Raw genomic sequence first — 18,666 nt, 5'->3', positions numbered from 1 at the left:
CAGGAAATGAAAAAAATATCAACATATGAAAATAAAAAAGTGCTTGTCTTAGGACTCGCAAAAAGCGGAGTAAGTGCGGCCAAATTATTACATGAATTGGGCGCACTTGTCACCGTTAATGACGGAAAACCTTTTGATGAAAATCCGGAAGCACAAGAATTGCTTTCTTTAGGGATAAAAGTAATAACAGGCAGTCATCCAATCGAATTACTAGATGAAGAATTTTCGTTGATGGTCAAAAATCCTGGGATTCCCTACAGCCATCCTTTAGTAGCAAAAGCCCAAGAAATGGGTATTCCGGTAATTACGGAAGTGGAGCTAGCTTACGAAGTAGCGGAATGCCCAATTATTGGGATTACAGGAACGAATGGAAAAACCACGACAACAACGATGACTGGACTACTACTGAATGCAGGCGTAGACAAAGGAGTTGCCCGTTTAGCAGGAAATATTGGGTATCCAGCAAGTGGTGTCGCGCAAGAAGCGAAACCAGAAGATAAAATCGTGATGGAGTTATCTAGTTTTCAACTCATGGGAATCACAGATTTCCATCCTCATATAGCGGTGATCACCAATATTTATGAAGCACATATTGATTATCATGGCACAAGAAAAGAATACGTCAAAGCTAAATGGAACCTTCAAAAAAATATGACAGCTGAAGATTATCTGGTTCTTAACTGGAATCAGTCAGAACTACAAGAATTAGCGCAAAGAACAAAAGCACGCGTCCTGCCTTTTTCGACAAAAGAAGTGTTGGAAGACGGTGTGTATGCTGACGATCACGCAATTTATTATAGAAAAGAAAAAATAATGGAAATTTCTGAACTTGGCGTACCAGGTACGCATAATGTAGAAAATGCGCTAGCTGCTATTACTGTAGCAAAATTGTATGGTGTATCAAATGAAGCTATACGACAAACGTTGCATTTATTCCATGGCGTGCCGCATCGTACGCAATATGTAGGAGAGATTCAAGGCAGAAAATTTTATAATGATTCAAAAGCAACCAATATTTTAGCGACTAAAATGGCTCTAAGCGGATTTGAAACGGCTAAGGTCGTGTTATTGGCAGGCGGATTAGATAGAGGAAATACATTTGATGAATTGGTTCCTTCACTAAAAGGAATCAAAGCAATGATCGTATTTGGTCAAACAAAAGAAAAATTGATCGATGCTGGAAAAAAAGCAGGCATCGAAACGATAGTAACAGCCGATTCTGTAGAACAAGCAGTTCCTTTAGCATTAGAAAACAGTACAGATGGTGATGTGATTTTATTATCACCAGCGAATGCCAGCTGGGATCAATACCCTAATTTTGAAACTAGAGGAAACCGATTCATGGAAGCTGTGAATCAATTAAAATAGAAAAAGTAGAAGCGAGCGATAAAAAATGAAAATTTTGGTTACAGGCGGAGGAACGGGAGGACATATTTATCCGGCTCTTGCCTTTGTCAATTATGTGAAGACTCAAGAACCGAATGCTGAATTCATGTATGTGGGAGCAAAACGTGGTCTGGAAAATAAAATTGTCCCTGATACAGGAATGCCTTTCCATACTTTGGAGATTCAAGGCTTTAAACGAAAAATTTCCATGCATAATATCAAGACAATCCGATTGTTTCTTAAGAGTATCCGTCAAGCAAAAAAAATCCTCAGTGATTTTCAACCAGATATCGTTATCGGTACTGGAGGATATGTATCCGGAGCGGTAGTGTATGCTGCATCAAAAATGGGAATTCCAACTATTATCCATGAACAAAACAGTGTACCAGGTGTTACCAATAAATTTTTAAGCCGATATGTGGATCGGATCGCTCTTTCATTCAAAGATGCGGCTCCTTTTTTTCCTGAAAACAAATCAGTCCTTGTAGGTAATCCTCGAGCACAAGAAGTAGCAGATACTAAAAAATCAGATATTTTGAAAACATTTGGGTTGGATCCAGAAAAGAAAACAGTCTTGATTTTTGGCGGCAGTCAAGGAGCACTTAAAATCAATCAAGCGGTATCGGTTTTTTTAAGTGAATATATTCCTTCCTCTTATCAAGTCTTGTATGCTTCAGGAGAAAGATATTATGAAGAAATCCTAAATAAAATAAATCCTGAAATACAAAACATTAGTGTCCAGCCTTACATCAAAAACATGGCAGAAGTCATGGCTTCGAGCAATCTGCTAGTGGGACGTGCTGGTGCAACTTCGATCGCAGAATTTACAGCTTTGGGGCTTCCGGCAGTGCTTGTTCCCAGTCCATATGTTACGAATGATCATCAGACTAAAAATGCAATGAGTCTTGTTCATGCAGGAGCAGCAAAAATGATTGCGGATAATGAGCTAACGGGTGAATCACTAAGTCAGACAATTAACGAAATCATGGATGATGAAGAATTGCAAAAGCAAATGTGCCGAGCTTCTAAAGAACAAGGCATCCCTGATGCTTCAAAACGTCTTTATGACGTAGTGAATCAAATAATCAAAAAATAAAGGCGGTGGTCTTAGTGAGTAAGAAAAAAGAACCTAAAAAATTGTCTCATTCGTCTTCTGATGAAAACAATTTGACTCCTTGGCAAAAGGCTAACCGAAAATATCTGGCAGAACAAGGGATGAAAAACCAAGAGCCAAAAAAAGAAGACACACCATTAGACACACCCCTTTCAGATTCTGAAGAAGAAAGAACGGTTCAAGAGGAACAGCAAGAAACAAGCCAGTCAGAAAGCCAGTCCGAGAAAAAAATCGAATTTTTTGAAGAGATCAAGCAAAAGAAAAACGGTGGCCCGTATAACGGTTCTTTTTTGAATCGTCTCCCCAATTTAAAAAGTCAAAGGCATAAAGTACTGTTTCGTCGGTTAGCATTGATTATTACTGTATTGGGCATACCGCTGATTTTTTTGATCTATTATGTTTCTCCTTATAGCAAGCTACAAGCAGTTGCAGTGTCAGGTAATAAGGTAGTCAACAGTCAGGAAATCATCTCTGATACCAAATTGTCATTGGGAGAAAATGTCTGGGGGCAGTATTTCGATCGATCCACTTATATCGAACGGCTAAAAAAAGCACAGCCGAGAATCGAAAAAGCAGCTATACACTTCAAAGGGATAAATGAGTTCGATTTGGATGTGACAGAATACAAAGAAATCGCTTTGATTGCAAAAGATAATCAATACTATCCAGTAATTGAAAATGGAACAGTATTAGATGAAAAAGTAGCAAATCCTACAAAAAATCTCCCTATCTTAGAAGAGTTCAAAGATTCAGCAAAAATCAAAGAATTAACAAAGCAATACAATCAGTTATCATCAGAATTGCAAAAAGCAATCTCTGAAATCAAGTATACACCAAGAGCAAGTAATAAAAACCTGATCCAATTGAACATGAATGATGGCAATCAAGTCATTGTAAATATCAATAATCTTGCGAACCAAATGAAATATTATTCGCAAGTAGCCAAAGACATAGATGAAAAAGGTGTGATCGACATGGAAGTTGGCATCTACTCATATCCTTACAGCAGTACTCAAGAAACGGCAGAATCGGACCAAACGGAAGAAACAACTGGAAGTGAAGAAAACGCGGATCAAACAAATGGGTCAAGTGAAGAGGCAGAAACGCAAGCAGCAGATACACCTGAATCGTCTGATACAAACGGCTCATCTGATTCAAATAATTCAAGTGAAACAAGTCAAATAGAAGACAATCCAAGTACAACTCCGTCAAGTTTAAATGAAAATTGATAAAACAACTTTAAAAAGTAAGAATGTACTTTCTAAAAACCAGTAATTTATGGTAGAATTGAAAGCAGTGAATATATCTATTAATAAGTATATTTTAAAACGGACGCTAGTTGTTCGCTTGTATATGGAATAGTAAGTAGGAGGGAATCCCATTCATGGCAAAAACAGGAATGTATGTAGGCCTTGATATTGGAACGACATCTGTTAAAGTTGTCGTGGCTGAATATATCGACAGCCAAATGAATATTATTGGAGTAGGAAACGCAAAATCAGAAGGGATTAACCGAGGCATTATCGTTGATATCGATAAAACGGTCCAAGCGATACAACGAGCAGTACGACAAGCAGAAGAAAAAGCAGGTATCCAGATCAAAGGCGTAAGTGTCGGTTTGCCAGCAAACATGCTTGAAGTAGAAAATTGCCAGGGAATGATTGCAGTTAACGGAGATTCAAAGGAAATCACCGATGAAGATGTCAGAAATGTGGCTTCTGCTGCCCTTGTTCGTTCAATACCTCCTGAACGTCAAATCGTGTCAATTTTGCCACAAGATTTTACTGTCGATGGATTCGAGGGAATCAAAGACCCTCGTGGAATGATCGGCGTAAGATTAGAAATGTACGGTCTGTTGTTTACCGGACCAAAAACGATCATCCATAACATACGTAAATGCGTGGAAAACGCCGGATTAATCGTCAATGAAATGGTTATTACTCCTTTAGCGCTGACAGAATCAATTCTTTCTGACGGAGAAAAAGATTTTGGTACGATCGTTATTGATATGGGTGGTGGCCAAACGACAACAGCTGTTATGCATGATAAGCAATTGAAGTTTACCAGTCTCGACCAAGAAGGTGGCGAATTTGTCACTAAAGATATCTCTATTGTATTAAATACGTCTTTTAACAATGCAGAAGCGTTGAAAATAAATTACGGGGATGCATATCCAGAACGGACATCACCAGATGAAGAGTTTCCAGTAGATGTAATTGGCCAGTCAGAACCAGTGAAAGTCGATGAACGCTATTTGTCAGAAATTATTTCAGCTCGTATGGAACAGATTTTCAACAAAGCAAAAGATGCATTGGACCAAATCGAAGCATTAGAGTTGCCAGGTGGCGTCGTATTGACAGGCGGAGCTGCTAGTCTTCCAGGTGTTGTGGACTTGGCGCAAGAAATCTTCGGCGTAAATGTGAAACTGTATGTTCCAAATCACATGGGACTGAGAAACCCGGTATTTACAAATGTAATAAGTATCGTTGATTATTCAGCAAACTTGAGCGAAGTGTATCAATTGGCAAAAATTGCTGTTACAGGTGAGACCTCAGCAGCTCGTCAAATGGTAGTTGAACAAGAAACAACAAACACATATGAAAGCTATGAAGCACCTGAAGAAACAGTCTACGATGAGCCGGAACCAAAAGAATCCGGAGAAAATGTAAAAAATAAAATCAAGGGTTTCTTTACAAATATTTTTGATTAATTCATCCTGGGAGGAATAAGATATGGAATTCTCAATTGATAATAATATCAATGACGGCGCAGTAATCAAAGTCATCGGAGTCGGCGGTGGCGGTGGAAATGCTGTGAACCGAATGATTGAAGAAAACGTCAAAGGTGTTGAATTCATTACGGCCAACACAGACGTGCAAGCATTAAAAAATTCAAAAGCTGAAACAGTTATCCAATTAGGACCAAAATATACTCGTGGTTTAGGGGCTGGTTCTCAACCAGAAGTTGGACAAAAAGCGGCAGAAGAAAGTGAACAATCCTTACGAGAAGCTTTAGACGGTGCAGATATGATTTTCATCACTGCAGGAATGGGTGGAGGAACTGGTACAGGTGCTGCGCCAATCGTTGCAGGGATCGCTAGAGAACTGGGCGCATTGACCGTTGGTGTCGTTACACGTCCGTTCACTTTTGAAGGACCTAAACGTGGCCGTTTTGCTGCAGAAGGTATCGCTCGTTTGAAAGAAAATGTCGATACATTATTGATTATCTCAAATAACCGTTTACTAGAAGTTGTAGATAAAAAGACACCAATGCTTGAAGCTTTCCGTGAAGCAGATAACGTTTTACGTCAAGGTGTACAAGGTATCTCTGACTTGATTACGGCACCAGGTTACGTTAACCTCGACTTTGCTGACGTGAAAACAGTGATGGAAAACCAAGGTACAGCATTGATGGGAATCGGTGTAGCTAGTGGAGAAGATCGCGTAGTAGAAGCAACGAAAAAAGCAATCTCCTCTCCATTGCTTGAAACATCTATTGATGGAGCGGAACAAGTACTTCTTAACATCACAGGCGGTTTGGATATGACATTGTTTGAAGCACAAGATGCTTCAGATATCGTAGCAAATGCAGCAACTGGCGATGTAAATATTATTCTAGGTACATCTATCAATGAAGAAATGGGCGATGAAATCCGCGTGACGGTCATCGCAACAGGTATCGATGAATCAAAAAAGGAGCGCAAGTCTAGCCGTCCAGCTAGACAAGCACAAATGCAATCACCTGCTCAAAAGACTGTATTAGATATGGATCAAGCTAAACCAACTTCTGCAGAAGAAGAAAACAGTTTTGGCGATTGGGATATCAGACGTGAACAAAATGTTCGTCCTAGAGTTGATGATTCCAATTTTGACAATATCGAAAAAAAAGAATTTGATACATTCAACCGCGAAGAAACAAAATCTCATGGCGATGATGAATTAAATACGCCACCGTTTTTCCGTCGTAAAAAATAAAGGAGAGGAAGAGCACATGATTGCTGACAACTTGCAGAAAATCAAGCAAGAAATTCAGGATTCGTGTGCTCTTGTTCATCGTGATCCGAAAGAAGTTACATTAGTAGCTGTAACAAAATCTGTTGAATCAGCTCAAGCTGAAGAATTGGTCAGAGCTGGCGTTATGAATTGTGCAGAAAACCGAGTAGATAAACTATTACAAAAGAAACAAGATTTATTTGATTTTCCCGAAATAAAGTGGCATTTAATTGGTAATTTACAGCGCAGAAAGGTAAAATTGATTGTAAATGAAATTGATTACTTTCATGCGTTGGACAGTTTAAGATTAGCAGAAGAAATCCAGAAGCGGTTAGAGAAAGAATTATCCTGTTTTATTGAAGTAAATGTTTCTGGTGAGGAATCAAAACATGGAATTTCACCAGATGAGCTTTTACCGTTTGTGGAATCTTTAGCTGCCTGCACAAAAATCAAGGTTGTTGGGTTAATGACTATGGCGCCTAAAGAAGCTTCTGATGAGCAAATCCATAAAGTGTTTGGTACGCTGAAAGAATTGCGTGATCTTGTTCAAGCAAAAGGTTATGCCCATGCACCATGTAATGAATTAAGCATGGGGATGAGTCAGGATTTTCAAATTGCGATTGAAGAAGGTGCAACATTTATCCGTGTAGGAACAGCGCTATTCAAAGACGAATAAAGGAGGAACAAAAATGCCGCTTTTAAACAGAGGAGCAATTGCTAATTTTTTCGGATTAGCTGATGAGGAAGAGTACGAATACCAAGATTATCCTGAAACAACAAAAAAGGCTGTACAGCCAACTAAAAAAAATACAAAACAGAATCAACCAACTCATTCTGTATCTGCTGCGAATACTCATGAGAAACAAAAAACGGCGACTTCACGTCCTGTAACGCATGAAAGTATTCAGCCGGCTGAAAAGAAAAAAGTAATTGAACTACATCAATCACCTACAAAAACTGTAGCGAAAGAAAGAACAGCTTCAAGAACGTCTACACAACCTAAAGCAAATCTTGCGGGAAAAATCACTGTGATGGAACCAAGAGCTTATTCTGAAGCGATGGCGATTGCTAAACGAATCATCGCTGGAGAAGCAACCTTAGTGAATTTTCATTTAGTGGAAGAAAAGCAAGCGAGAAGAATCGTTGATTTTCTAACAGGGACAGTTTATGCATTAGATGGAGATATCAAACGCGTTGGAGATGAAATTTTTCTTTGTACACCGACAGGGATGGAGATTGACAGTTCAACCGCTCAATCTTTTGCAGATGCGAATTTGTTTGATCTGTAAGAGGAGGAACTACGATTTATATTATTGCGCTATTACTTCATTTAATTGAACGGGCAGCCTATTTCTATAGCATTATCTTGATGGTATATGCTTTGCTCTCTTGGTTTCCAGGCGGTTATCAATCAGGATTAGGACGATTTTTAGCTAAGATCTGTGAACCGTATATCAGTTTATTCGATCGTCTGCCTTTAAGGATCGGTCCTTTGGATTTCACGATTTTAGGGGCCATTCTAATCTTGAACTTAGCCGTACAAGGATTAGCACAGATCGTTATATGGATAACTATCCATATAGTTTATTGATTCAAGCAACAAAATCTTTATTCTCAGAATAGATAGGAGGGGAAAATTTTGGATGCAAATGTATACCAGCACTTTCGGGCAGATGAACGGGCATTTATCGACTCAGTAGGTGATTGGATTGAACAAGTTCAAGGACAATATGCGCCATATCTGACTGAATTTCTTGACCCCAGACAATCCTATATTTTAGAAACACTGATTCGTCAAAGCAGTGATTTGCGTTTCATGTTTTATGGTGGATATGAACAGGCAGAAAGAAAAAGATGTTTGATTTTCCCCGATTATTACGAACCTGTAGAGGAAGATTTTGAAACAGCATTGTATGAAATCCATTATCCTAGCAAATTTGCCAGTCTAAGTCATGGGAAAATCCTTGGGACTTTAGTGGGAACAGGTATCAAACGCTCTTACTTTGGCGATATCATCTCAGATGGCGATCGCTGGCAAGTATTTATTGCAAATGAGGTGGATCATTTTGTTGCTGCACAAGTAACAAAGATTGGAAAAGTTGCTGTACGCTTGGAACCAATCAAATACACAGAAATGATTTTGCCGAAAGACAGCTGGACACAAGAAAGAGGGACTGTTAGTTCTATGCGACTGGACAGTGTGATCTCTGAGATTTATAATATTTCCAGACAGCGGTCCAAGCAGCTGATCGAAGCTGGTAAAGTAAAAGTGAATTGGACAGAAAATACAAGACCTGATTTTGTACTTGAACTATTAGATATTATTTCAGTCAGGGGTTACGGCAGAGTCCAGATCCAAGAACTTGAGGGGAAGACGAAAAAAGAAAAGTACAGGGTGTTGTTCGGTGTATTACGTAAATAAAATAAAAAGGTGGTTTACTCATGGCTTTAACTCCATTAGATATCCAAAATAAGACATTCCCAACAAAAATGCGGGGATATAATCAAGACGAAGTAGATGATTTCTTAGATTTAGTTGTTCGTGACTACGAAGAATTGACTCAAAGAAATCGTGAATTAGAAAAAGCAGTCAAACATTCAGAAGAAAAACTTGAGTATTTCAATGAATTGAAAGATGCATTGAACCAATCGATCATCGTAGCTCAAGACACAGCGGATAAAGTAAAAACAAGTGCAAGTAAAGAATCTGAAGTGATCGTTACTTCTGCACAAAACAAAGCAGATGAGTTAGTTGCGAATGCTGAAAAACGTGCACACCAATTAACAACTGATGCAGAAGAAAAAGCAAGAAAAATCTTGACAGATGCAACAGAAAAAGCAAGACAGCTTGCGACAGAAACAGAAGATCTTAAGAAAAAGACACGAGTATTCCATCAACGTATCAGCTTGATGCTTGAATCTCAATTGGAACAAGTGAAAAGTCCAGAATGGGACGAAATTTTACAACCATTCTCTAGCTATGTGACTGACAGCCATGAAGTGATCAAAGAAGTTTTAGCAAAACAGCTTGACAACGAAAATGATACTGATGTAAACTCAGACACAGGAGTCATAGAAGCACCTATGACGGCATTTGATACACAGGCTATCGATATCTCAATCGTACCTGGTGAACATGAAAACGAGTAGAACAGAAAAGCACTTTGTTATTCTTAAAGCGAGCCGATGAGAGTGGAAGATCGGTAAGACACTGCATCGTGAAAGATCCTCTACTTGAGACTGCTTTTCTGAAACTAGAGTAAGAAGCAGCGGCTGACCTCGTTATTGGTCACAGAGAGTTTGCATTAGATAGATGCAACTAAATTTGGGTGGTACCACGGCATGTTCGTCCCTTGCGGCTGAACATGCCTTTTTGTGTCCGGAAAATAAACGAAGGAGTGAATGGTTGAATGAAAATGAAAGAAACCTTGCAATTAGGAAAAACAAAATTCCCTATGCGTGGTAATTTGCCAAACCGAGAAGGCGAATGGCAAAAAGAATGGGAAGAAAATCAAATCTACCAAAAAAGACAAGAATTGAACGAAGGAAAACCTAGCTTTGTTCTTCATGATGGACCTCCTTATGCCAATGGAAATATCCATTTAGGGCACTCATTGAATAAAATCAGTAAAGACATTATCATTCGTTCAAAATCAATGTCTGGCTACCGCGCACCATATGTTCCAGGATGGGATACACATGGATTGCCAATCGAACAAGTGTTGGCTAATAAAGGCGTGAAACGTAAAGAAATGTCCATGGCAGAATATTTGGAAAAATGTCGTGAATATGCACTTTCCCAAGTAGATAAACAACGAGAAGATTTCAAACGCCTAGGAGTTGCAGGAGATTGGGAACATCCCTATGTTACATTAGACCCTTCGTATGAAGCTGCACAAGTACGCGTATTTGGTAAAATGGCTGAAAAAGGCTATATTTACAAAGGATTGAAACCCATTTACTGGTCTCCGTCAAGTGAGTCTTCTTTAGCGGAAGCTGAAATTGAATATAAAGATGTAAAATCTCCATCTATTTTTGTAGCTTTCAATGTCAAAGACGGCAAAGGCATCCTTGATGAAGATACAGCTTTCGTCATTTGGACGACAACACCATGGACATTGCCAGCAAACCAAGGTATTGCTGTAAATCCCAAATTTACGTATGTACTGGTCGAAGCTGATGGCCGTAAGTTTGTTGTAGCAAAAGATTTGCTAGAAACAGTTCAAACAGAAATCGGTTGGGAAAATGTAACGGTTCTAAAAGAATTTGCTGGCCAAGAAATGGAATATATGACTGCAAGTCATCCATTCTATGACCGTGAATCGCTCGTAATTTTAGGTGACCATGTTACTTTAGACGCTGGTACTGGATTAGTCCATACTGCTCCAGGACACGGGGAAGATGACTATATCGCCGGTAGCAAATATAAACTATCTGTAGTGTCACCTGTAGACTCAAAAGGGTTGTTTACAGAAGAAGCTCCTGGATTTGAAGGAATCTTTTATGATAAAGCAAATCCTATGATTACTGATTTATTAAAGGAAAAAGGAGCTTTGCTGAAACTAGATTTCTTTACCCATAGTTATCCTCACGATTGGCGGACGAAAAAACCTGTGATTTATCGTGCAACTCCACAATGGTTTGCATCTATCGATAAATTCCGTCAGAATATTTTGGATGAAGTAGAAAAAGTAGATTGGGTTATTCCATGGGGAAAAACACGTTTATATAATATGATCCGTGATCGCGGCGACTGGGTCATTTCTCGTCAACGTGCATGGGGAGTGCCGCTTCCGATTTTCTATGCTGAAAATGGTGAAGCAATCATCACGCCAGAAACAATCGAACATGTAGCAAAATTATTCGCTGAACATGGATCAATCATCTGGTTTGAAAAAGAAGCAAAAGAACTTCTTCCTGAAGGATTTACTCACCCAGGTTCTCCTAATGGCGAATTTACAAAAGAAAAAGATATCATGGATGTCTGGTTTGATTCTGGTTCTTCTCATGAAGCTGTTTTACGTCAACGACCAGAATTATCATTCCCAGCAGATATGTACTTAGAAGGATCAGACCAATATCGTGGCTGGTTCAACTCAAGTATCACGACAAGTGTGGCTATCAATGGCGTAGCACCATATAAATCAGTTATTTCTCAAGGATTTGCTTTAGATGGCGAAGGCCGTAAGATGAGTAAATCTTTAGGAAATATCATTGCACCAGAAAAAGTGATCAAACAATTTGGTGCAGATATCCTTCGCTTGTGGGTATCTAGTGTCGATTATGAAGCAGATGTCCGTGTATCGATGGATATCTTAAGTCAAGTGGCAGAGGTATATCGTAAGATCAGAAATACGATGCGTTTCTTATTAGCGAATACAGAAGATTTCGATCCTAAAAAAGATACTGTTTCGTACAATGATTTACGCTCTGTAGACAAATACATGACCGTACGATTGAACCAAGTAATCAAAGAAATCAGAGAAGAAGGATATGACAAATATAATTTCATGCATATTTACCGTACAGTTATGAACTTCTTGACTGTTGATCTATCGTCCTTCTACCTGGATTTTGCTAAAGATGTGGTTTATATCGAAGCAGAAGATGATTATCAACGTCGTTGCATGCAAACTGTTTTCTATCAAACAGCTGTAGCTTTGACGAAACTATTGACGCCTATCATTCCACATACGGCGGAAGAAATCTGGTCATTCCTGAAAGAAGAAGAAGCATACGTTCAGTTAAGCGAATTTCCTGGCTATGAAGAGTTTGCGAACCAAGAGGAATTGATGGACACTTGGGCTGCTTTCATGGATTTCCGTGACAAGGTCTTAAAAGCATTGGAAGAAGCAAGAAATAGCAAATTGATTGGTAAATCATTGGAAGCAAAACTAACTGTTTATCCAAAACAACAAGTTCGTGAAATGTTAAAAGCTTTGGATGCAGATATTGCACAATTGCTGATCGTTTCCCCAGACTACTTTGAAGTAATGGAAGCAGATGTACAAGTGCCAGATAATGCTGTGGTATTTGATGATGTTGCTATTACAGTGGAAAAAGCAGACGGAGAAACGTGCGATCGCTGTCGCCAAGTTCGTAAAGATGTAGGAGTAGATGAAAAACTTCCTCATCTATGCGGTCGTTGTGCAAAAATCGTTGAAGAATTCTATCCTGAAGCTGTATCTGAAGGATTCGAAGAAAAGTAAAATGGAAAAGGGGTTGTGACATGTTTTTTGTCACAACCCCTTTTGTTATCAATCGATTAATTTTCCACGTTCGCGATACCAGTTATCTGGTTGCCAGATCCATTCGAATCCGTCTTTTTCGAGTAGTTCGAAAGCTGCTTTAGGCCCCATTGATCCGGCTTTGTAGTTTGGAAAGTCCGGTTGTGTTTGGTCCCAAGCTTTGCGAATGACATCCACGATATGCCAAGATTGAGCGACTTCTTCCCAATGAGAGAAATTCGTTCCATCACCATTCAACGCATCTAGCAGTAATTTTTCGTAAGCTTCTGGGCTATTTTCAACCATTTCTGCACTATTTCGAAATTCTAATTTGATTGGTTCCGTTTCAAACCCTTGACCTACTTCTTTTCCATTCAGGGATAAAGAAAATCCTTCAGTTGGCTGGATATAGATCGTTAGAACATTCGGTGGGAGTGTCGTATCGTCACATGGTTCATCGACAGATGTTTTGAATACATTAACAGGAACCTGTTTGAACACGATATTGATCCGAGTACCTTTTTCAGTCAAACGTTTGCCTGTACGCACATAGAAGGGAACACCAGACCAACGGAAGTTGTCGATAGTGAATTTTCCTGCGACGAAGGTTTCGGTCTCTGATTGAGCATCCACTTTGTCTTCTTCTCGATAACCTTTGAATTGTACGCCATCTAATTCACCTTGAGCATATTGTCCACGAACGAAGTTTTCTAACACTTCTTCTTCGTTGTAGATGCGGATTGCTTTCAATGCTTTGATCTTTTCTGTACGGATTTCTTTTTCGGAAAATGCTACTGGTGGTTCCATTGCAAGTAATGCTACAACTTGCAAAATATGATTTTGCACCATGTCTTTCAGTGCGCCACTATGATCGTAGTAGCCCCCGCGATCTTCTACACCAAGGTTTTCACCAAAAGTGATTTGGATATTATCGATGTAACGATTATTCCATTGAGCCTCAAAAATATTATTGGCAAAACGGATAGCTGAGATGTTTTGGATCATTTCTTTCCCTAAATAATGATCGATCCTGAAAATATCTTGTTCAGGGAATACTTCTCTGATTTGCTGATTCAATTCGAAAGCAGATTGGTAATCCGATCCAAACGGTTTTTCTATAATCAAACGATTGAAGCCATTTTTTGTCATAATGTTTTGTGATTTTAAATGAGAAACGATCGTTCCGAAAAATTGAGGTGCCATGGCCAAATAATAGACGCGATTGCCGTTTAACTGATAGTGTCCATCTAATCGGTCAGACAATTCTTTTAATGTTTGATAATGTGTTGAATCATTTACATCATGGGATTGGTAGTAAAAATGACTAGCAAAAGTAGTTGCTTCTTCATCAGAAGGATTCAATGCACGGATCGTTTCTTTGACAACTTCACGGTAGTGTTCATCGCTCCAAGGACGGCGAGCGGTTCCAATCACGGCAAAATGCTCGCCTAAATTTCCTTTTCTGTAAAGGCGGAACAAAGACGGGTACAATTTACGTTGGGCTAGGTCACCTGTGCCGCCGAATATCGTAAACAATACATTTTTTTCATTAGACATGTAGATACACTCCTTTATATTTTATCGACAAAAATCGTGCTGGCCGCCTTGAAGCTGACGGGTATTTTCTTTCTATCATTTTGGATAGTGATTGGTCCTTCATAAGCTGCGATATCAACGATCTCATACTCTTCGTTGATATTCAGGTCAATTGTGACTAAGTAATCCAACAATTCTTTTTCATCAAGCACTCGTGCGATACGCACTTTTGTACCGACAGGATAGGATTCTAGTGTTTGTCGGCGTTCTTCATGGACGACTTCCTCTTTTTTAGGAATCGATCCTCCATGAGGACAATGTTCAGGATGATTCAAATAGTTTTCTAAATGATCTGCAAGATGTTCCGAAGTCACATGTTCCAATACTTCAGCATCATCGTGGACTTCATTCCAGCTATAGTCTAAATGTTCAACTAAAAAAACTTCCCATAAACGATGTTTGCGAATCAAACTGCTAGCTTTTTGCAGTCCGCTTGCAGTCAATTGTACACCTTGATAAGGGGAATGTTCTACAAGCTCTTCTTTCACAAGTTTAGAAATCATTTCACTGACAGATGCAGCCGAGACATCCAGGCTAGATACGATTTGTTTATTGTTGACTTTCGTTGTATCTCCGCCTAGTTCTAAAATGATTTTCAAATAATCTTCTCGATTTGGTGTCATATTCGATCATCCTTTCATGGTAAAAACCATCATTAGTAAGTGTAACAAAAAAAACGTTAATTGACTATTTTTCTAAATAAAAAACAAAGGATTTTTGGACGTTTTTACAACAAAAAACGAAAGACGAGAAAGAAGACTCATACTTTCGTTTATAGATATATATTGGGAGGTGTCTATTTTTCAGATGTCAACTTATACGAGATATCTGCAGATTCATCATAAAGAGTTTGTTCGGGATAAGAAAAGACAAGATAAAAACCGTATTGATCACGTACGACTAAACGCTGTTCATCTATTTCTACCACAGATGTGCCAAGTGACTGACCGTTGATCAAAAACGTGTAATCAGATGTAATCTGTAATTGTTGTTTTTGCTGGCTATCACTGAAGAACCATGTACCTTGATACCTCGAGAGTCTTTCAGATTTTTCTGCTTGTTTTTTCTTTTTCAAGTAAATCCAACTTGAGAGAACGGCAACGAGTGAACCAAGAAAATAGATCATTTTTTTTATCACCAAATCACTCCTTTATGAGAAAATCATCGTATAGAAACATTCTTCCTTCTTTATTTCATTGTACCGAATAAAAACTAAAATTTCTCTAAGACTTTCGACTGGTTTTTTTACTGTTTTTCCACAAATTATGATAGGATACATAGTAGGAAGACAGGTGACATAATTTGAAGTATCAGCAAGTTGAAACAGCTTTTTTTATTGACCGCCCGAATCGGTTTATTGCACATTGCATGAAAAAAGACGGAGAAATGATTATCGCGCATGTCAAAAATACAGGCAGAGGAAAAGAGGTCCTGATAACGGGCGCTGAAGTGGCTATTGTATTTGCTCCTGGACCTAAAAGGAAAACCGACTATGATTTGATTGCTGTAAAAAAGAAGGGTGATTGGTTCAATATCGATAGTCAATTGCCTAATCAGTTGGCAACTGACGGTATTTTAGACGGCACGATCCTTTTACCAGGATTAACTGGTCCATTTACAGCATGCAAGCGGGAAGTAACTTATCTTCACTCCAAATTTGATATTTATTTGGAGACGGCGGCCGGACAAAAAGCATTTGTTGAAGTCAAAGGTATGACGCTTGAAAATAAAGCAATTGGTGCTTTTCCTGATGCGCCTACACTCAGAGGATTGAAACATGTTGGAGAATTAGCGTATGCCGCACAAGATGGTTATGCCGCTTATGTCTTGTTTATTGCTCAATTCGAACATCTTCATTTCGCAACGATCCATGAAGAAATGCAACCAGCACTAGCTGATATGGTTCGACATGCGCAGCAAAGTGGAGTGCAAATCCTCGCCTATAATTGTCAAGTAACGGCAGATGAGGTAACTGTCAAGCAGGCTATCCCATTTGATGTAGCTATCCCGTTTGAAGATCCTATACAATAGAAAGAAGGTAAAAAAATGATCAACTTAGGTATTATTGGAACAAATTGGATCACTCATCAATTTGTCCAAGCAGCTTTGAGCACAAAAAAATATGAATTGACAGCGGTATATTCTAGACATTTGGAAAAAGCACAGGAATTTGGTTCTCATTATGAAGGGGATATCGAATTTGCAACAGATTTGAAGACTTTTTTCAATATTGCTCATATGGACACTGTTTATATAGCTTCTCCAAATAGTCTTCATTTTAGTCAGACTAAGCAAGCAATTTTGGCAGGTAAAAATGTAATAGTGGAAAAGCCAGCTTTTTCGACGCCAAAAGAAATGGATGAAATCATCCATTTGGCAAATGAACACAATGTGTATTTTTTTGAAGCAGCAAGAAATATCCATGAATCAGGTTTTAAAAAGATTGCCGATTACTTACCATTAAAAGACGAGATAATCGGTGCAAATTTCAGCTATATGAAATATTCTTCGCGTTATGACCAAGTATTAGATGGAGAAGAACCAAATATCTTCTCGACTCATTTCTCAGGTGGTGCATTGATGGATTTAGGTGTTTACCTTGTGTATGCAACTGTCGCTTGGTTTGGAATGCCAAAAGAAGTCCATTATTTCCCAAGAAAGATTTCTACTGGTGTGGATGGTCTTGGATGGGGAATCTTGCGTTATGATACTTTCGATGTATCGATCCAACCAGGTAAAATCGGTGATTCTTATCTGCCATCAGAGATCTATTTTGACTCAGGAACGCTAGTGATGAATGGCGTCAATGCAATCGAACAAGCAGAGTTTCATGATCGGGTACACGAAGAAATCATTGACTTAGCAGTAACAGCTGCAGAAAATCCAATGGCAGATGAAGCAGAGGATTTTGCCAATGTCATGACTCATCCGAAAGATCCAGCTTGGGGATTATTGTATGAAGAGTGGATCGAGCTAGCTAGAAATGTGAACCAAGTGATTTATGATTTAAGAAAAAATGGTGGCATCAAATTCGATGCAGATAATGAGGAAGATTTTTAATGAACGAATTTGTACAAGTATTTCCCGAAAATTGGCAGAAAAATTATGAGAATAAAGGATTTATTACACCTTCTCTTATTCAACAGGCAGTTTTTCAGCCATTAAGCAATAAACAAAGCATAGTAGCCATCTCTCCAACAGGTTCAGGTAAAACACTGGCTTATCTTTGGCCGTTACTACTAAACGTAGAGCCAGGTGAAGCAAGTGCGTTGGTTATCTTTGCATCTTCTCAAGAACTAGCTATTCAAGTAGCAGATGTTGCACGTGAATGGGGAAAAGACAAAGAATTGAAAGTCCAATCTTTGGTGGGCGGAGCAAACGTTAAACGACAAATTGAAGGTTTGAAGAAAAAACCAGAAATCTTGATTGGTACACCAGGAAGAATATTGGAATTGATGAAAGCTAAAAAAATAAAAGCACATCAAGTGAAAACAATGGTATTTGATGAAGCAGACCAGCTATTTGATGCGGGGAACAGCCAAATCATTGATCAGATTCTTCATCAAGCTCCGACAGAATATCAGCTAGCCTTTTTTTCAGCAACAGCAGATCGTTCCCTTGAAAGCATTGAAAAAATCACTGGGAAAACGTTTGAGACGATCGACGTGACAGCAGAAGATGATTCTCAAAAAGGCTTGAGACATTACTTTTTACGAGTGCCAATACGAAAGAAAGATGAATATCTAAGACGTCTCACTCACATAGAAGATTTTCAAGGTCTGATTTTCTTTAATCAACTGACTGAATTAGGTGTGATGGAAGAAAAATTGCTGTATAGAGGGGTACCTGTAGGAAGCCTGGCCTCTGATCAAAACAAGCTGCTCCGAAAAGCGGCGTTGGAACAATTCAAAAAGAAAAAGATCAGCGCACTTTTGACCACAGATGTGGCGGCTAGAGGTTTAGATATTACAGGACTTCCTTATGTCGTGAATGCAGAAGTGCCGTTAAGTGAAGAAGCTTACTTGCATCGTTCTGGAAGAACTGGTCGAATGGGCAATGAAGGAACAGTGATCACACTCGTACAAGATAACAATTTAAGAGATTTGAAACGACTTTTACGTCCGACAAACATAACACTTGAAGAGATTTTTCTGCACGGAGGAAAGTTACAAACGGATCAACCAATCAAAGAAGATGTAGCTACCGCAGCGAATAACAAGTATAAGAAATCTTTTCCTGGGAAAGAACAAAATCCAGAGCATAACAAAAACAAATCAAGAAAAAAAGTTAAAAATAAATCAAAAAAAGAGAGAAATAAAGGAGCAAGGCGCAAATAAGCGCCTTTTTATGC

At 38.8% G+C, this 18,666-nt stretch carries 17 protein-coding genes; 14 read left to right on the top strand and 3 right to left on the bottom strand.

Annotation, left to right across the window (positions count from 1 at the left end; all coding sequences use genetic code 11):
• The first annotated feature begins 6 nt into the window (after positions 1-6).
• The 11 genes from murD (at position 7) to ileS (ending at position 12,701) form a co-directional block, all read left to right on the top strand.
• Positions 7-1,368 carry a UDP-N-acetylmuramoyl-L-alanine--D-glutamate ligase gene (gene murD / locus KFO35_RS07530; RefSeq protein ID WP_002315409.1) on the top strand — a complete coding sequence of 454 codons (1,362 nt, stop codon included), beginning with the start codon at positions 7-9 and terminating at the stop codon, positions 1,366-1,368.
• A 25-nt stretch (positions 1,369-1,393) separates the two neighbouring features.
• Positions 1,394-2,482: an undecaprenyldiphospho-muramoylpentapeptide beta-N-acetylglucosaminyltransferase gene (murG, locus tag KFO35_RS07525; protein WP_002291857.1), complete on the top strand. Its 1,089-nt coding sequence runs from the start codon at positions 1,394-1,396 to the stop codon at positions 2,480-2,482.
• A 14-nt stretch (positions 2,483-2,496) separates the two neighbouring features.
• Entirely contained in the window at positions 2,497-3,729 is a 1,233-nt protein-coding gene (locus KFO35_RS07520; protein ID WP_167513738.1) for a cell division protein FtsQ/DivIB, read from the top strand.
• Between the two features lie 155 nt (positions 3,730-3,884).
• On the top strand, positions 3,885-5,210 hold the full coding sequence (gene ftsA / locus KFO35_RS07515; RefSeq protein ID WP_002291855.1) for a cell division protein FtsA: 1,326 nt from the start codon (positions 3,885-3,887) through the stop codon (positions 5,208-5,210).
• Positions 5,211-5,232: 22 nt separating this feature from the next.
• A complete protein-coding gene (ftsZ, locus tag KFO35_RS07510; protein WP_002291854.1) occupies positions 5,233-6,474 on the top strand; it encodes a cell division protein FtsZ in 1,242 nt (413 codons plus the stop codon).
• A 16-nt stretch (positions 6,475-6,490) separates the two neighbouring features.
• Positions 6,491-7,168: a YggS family pyridoxal phosphate-dependent enzyme gene (locus KFO35_RS07505; protein WP_002310280.1), complete on the top strand. Its 678-nt coding sequence runs from the start codon at positions 6,491-6,493 to the stop codon at positions 7,166-7,168.
• Positions 7,169-7,181: 13 nt separating this feature from the next.
• Positions 7,182-7,781: a cell division protein SepF gene (locus KFO35_RS07500; RefSeq protein WP_002315407.1), complete on the top strand. Its 600-nt coding sequence runs from the start codon at positions 7,182-7,184 to the stop codon at positions 7,779-7,781.
• A gap of 20 nt (positions 7,782-7,801) precedes the next feature.
• On the top strand, positions 7,802-8,083 hold the full coding sequence (locus KFO35_RS07495) for a YggT family protein (RefSeq protein WP_503128578.1): 282 nt from the start codon (positions 7,802-7,804) through the stop codon (positions 8,081-8,083).
• A 48-nt stretch (positions 8,084-8,131) separates the two neighbouring features.
• Positions 8,132-8,914, top strand: coding sequence for a YlmH family RNA-binding protein (locus KFO35_RS07490; RefSeq protein ID WP_002291847.1), 783 nt, complete (start codon positions 8,132-8,134; stop codon positions 8,912-8,914).
• A gap of 20 nt (positions 8,915-8,934) precedes the next feature.
• Entirely contained in the window at positions 8,935-9,642 is a 708-nt protein-coding gene (locus KFO35_RS07485) for a DivIVA domain-containing protein (RefSeq protein ID WP_002291846.1), read from the top strand.
• 260 nt (positions 9,643-9,902) lie between these two features.
• Positions 9,903-12,701 carry an isoleucine--tRNA ligase gene (gene ileS, locus KFO35_RS07480; protein ID WP_025477276.1) on the top strand — a complete coding sequence of 933 codons (2,799 nt, stop codon included), beginning with the start codon at positions 9,903-9,905 and terminating at the stop codon, positions 12,699-12,701.
• Positions 12,702-12,749: 48 nt separating this feature from the next.
• Here the strand turns inward: ileS and zwf are convergent, their stop codons facing one another.
• From zwf to KFO35_RS07465, 3 genes are all read right to left on the bottom strand, one after another.
• Positions 12,750-14,276 (bottom strand): glucose-6-phosphate dehydrogenase, encoded by a 1,527-nt coding sequence (gene zwf, locus KFO35_RS07475; protein WP_002291842.1) that lies wholly within the window; start codon positions 14,274-14,276, stop codon positions 12,750-12,752.
• 14 nt (positions 14,277-14,290) lie between these two features.
• Positions 14,291-14,938, bottom strand: coding sequence for a transcriptional regulator EfaR (gene efaR / locus KFO35_RS07470; RefSeq protein WP_002286616.1), 648 nt, complete (start codon positions 14,936-14,938; stop codon positions 14,291-14,293).
• A 173-nt stretch (positions 14,939-15,111) separates the two neighbouring features.
• Positions 15,112-15,453: a DUF4828 domain-containing protein gene (locus KFO35_RS07465; protein ID WP_024636545.1), complete on the bottom strand. Its 342-nt coding sequence runs from the start codon at positions 15,451-15,453 to the stop codon at positions 15,112-15,114.
• Between the two features lie 164 nt (positions 15,454-15,617).
• Here KFO35_RS07465 and sfsA point away from each other — a divergent pair, with 164 nt between their 5' ends.
• The 3 genes from sfsA to KFO35_RS07450 are packed head-to-tail and all read left to right on the top strand — an operon-like array spanning position 15,618 to position 18,652.
• The gene (gene sfsA, locus KFO35_RS07460) at positions 15,618-16,346 is read left to right on the top strand and encodes a DNA/RNA nuclease SfsA (protein ID WP_002315402.1); all 729 of its coding nucleotides are present in this window, start codon (positions 15,618-15,620) and stop codon (positions 16,344-16,346) included.
• Between the two features lie 15 nt (positions 16,347-16,361).
• The gene (locus tag KFO35_RS07455; RefSeq protein ID WP_002315401.1) at positions 16,362-17,375 is read left to right on the top strand and encodes a Gfo/Idh/MocA family protein; all 1,014 of its coding nucleotides are present in this window, start codon (positions 16,362-16,364) and stop codon (positions 17,373-17,375) included.
• The gene (locus KFO35_RS07450; protein ID WP_002315400.1) at positions 17,375-18,652 is read left to right on the top strand and encodes a DEAD/DEAH box helicase; all 1,278 of its coding nucleotides are present in this window, start codon (positions 17,375-17,377) and stop codon (positions 18,650-18,652) included. Before KFO35_RS07455 ends, KFO35_RS07450 begins: the two co-directional genes overlap by 1 nt.
• Positions 18,653-18,666 lie beyond the last annotated feature (14 nt).

Origin of the sequence: Enterococcus lactis, from assembly GCF_015751045.1 — a bacterium.
GTDB classification, from domain to species: domain Bacteria; phylum Bacillota; class Bacilli; order Lactobacillales; family Enterococcaceae; genus Enterococcus_B; species Enterococcus_B lactis.
This window is presented reverse-complemented; position numbering and strand designations above follow the sequence as displayed.

Excerpts from the sequence above, each read along its gene's own strand:
- KFO35_RS07485 (WP_002291846.1), top strand. The coding sequence starts at position 8,935 with ATGGCTTTAACTCCATTAGATATCCAAAATAAGACATTCCCAACAAAA.
- zwf (WP_002291842.1), bottom strand. The coding sequence starts at position 14,276 with ATGTCTAATGAAAAAAATGTATTGTTTACGATATTCGGCGGCACAGGT.
- ileS (WP_025477276.1), top strand. The coding sequence starts at position 9,903 with ATGAAAATGAAAGAAACCTTGCAATTAGGAAAAACAAAATTCCCTATG.
- KFO35_RS07455 (WP_002315401.1), top strand. The coding sequence starts at position 16,362 with ATGATCAACTTAGGTATTATTGGAACAAATTGGATCACTCATCAATTT.
- murD (WP_002315409.1), top strand. The coding sequence starts at position 7 with ATGAAAAAAATATCAACATATGAAAATAAAAAAGTGCTTGTCTTAGGA.
- KFO35_RS07500 (WP_002315407.1), top strand. The coding sequence starts at position 7,182 with ATGCCGCTTTTAAACAGAGGAGCAATTGCTAATTTTTTCGGATTAGCT.
- KFO35_RS07505 (WP_002310280.1), top strand. The coding sequence starts at position 6,491 with ATGATTGCTGACAACTTGCAGAAAATCAAGCAAGAAATTCAGGATTCG.
- murG (WP_002291857.1), top strand. The coding sequence starts at position 1,394 with ATGAAAATTTTGGTTACAGGCGGAGGAACGGGAGGACATATTTATCCG.
- ftsA (WP_002291855.1), top strand. The coding sequence starts at position 3,885 with ATGGCAAAAACAGGAATGTATGTAGGCCTTGATATTGGAACGACATCT.
- efaR (WP_002286616.1), bottom strand. The coding sequence starts at position 14,938 with ATGACACCAAATCGAGAAGATTATTTGAAAATCATTTTAGAACTAGGC.
- ftsZ (WP_002291854.1), top strand. The coding sequence starts at position 5,233 with ATGGAATTCTCAATTGATAATAATATCAATGACGGCGCAGTAATCAAA.
- KFO35_RS07450 (WP_002315400.1), top strand. The coding sequence starts at position 17,375 with ATGAACGAATTTGTACAAGTATTTCCCGAAAATTGGCAGAAAAATTAT.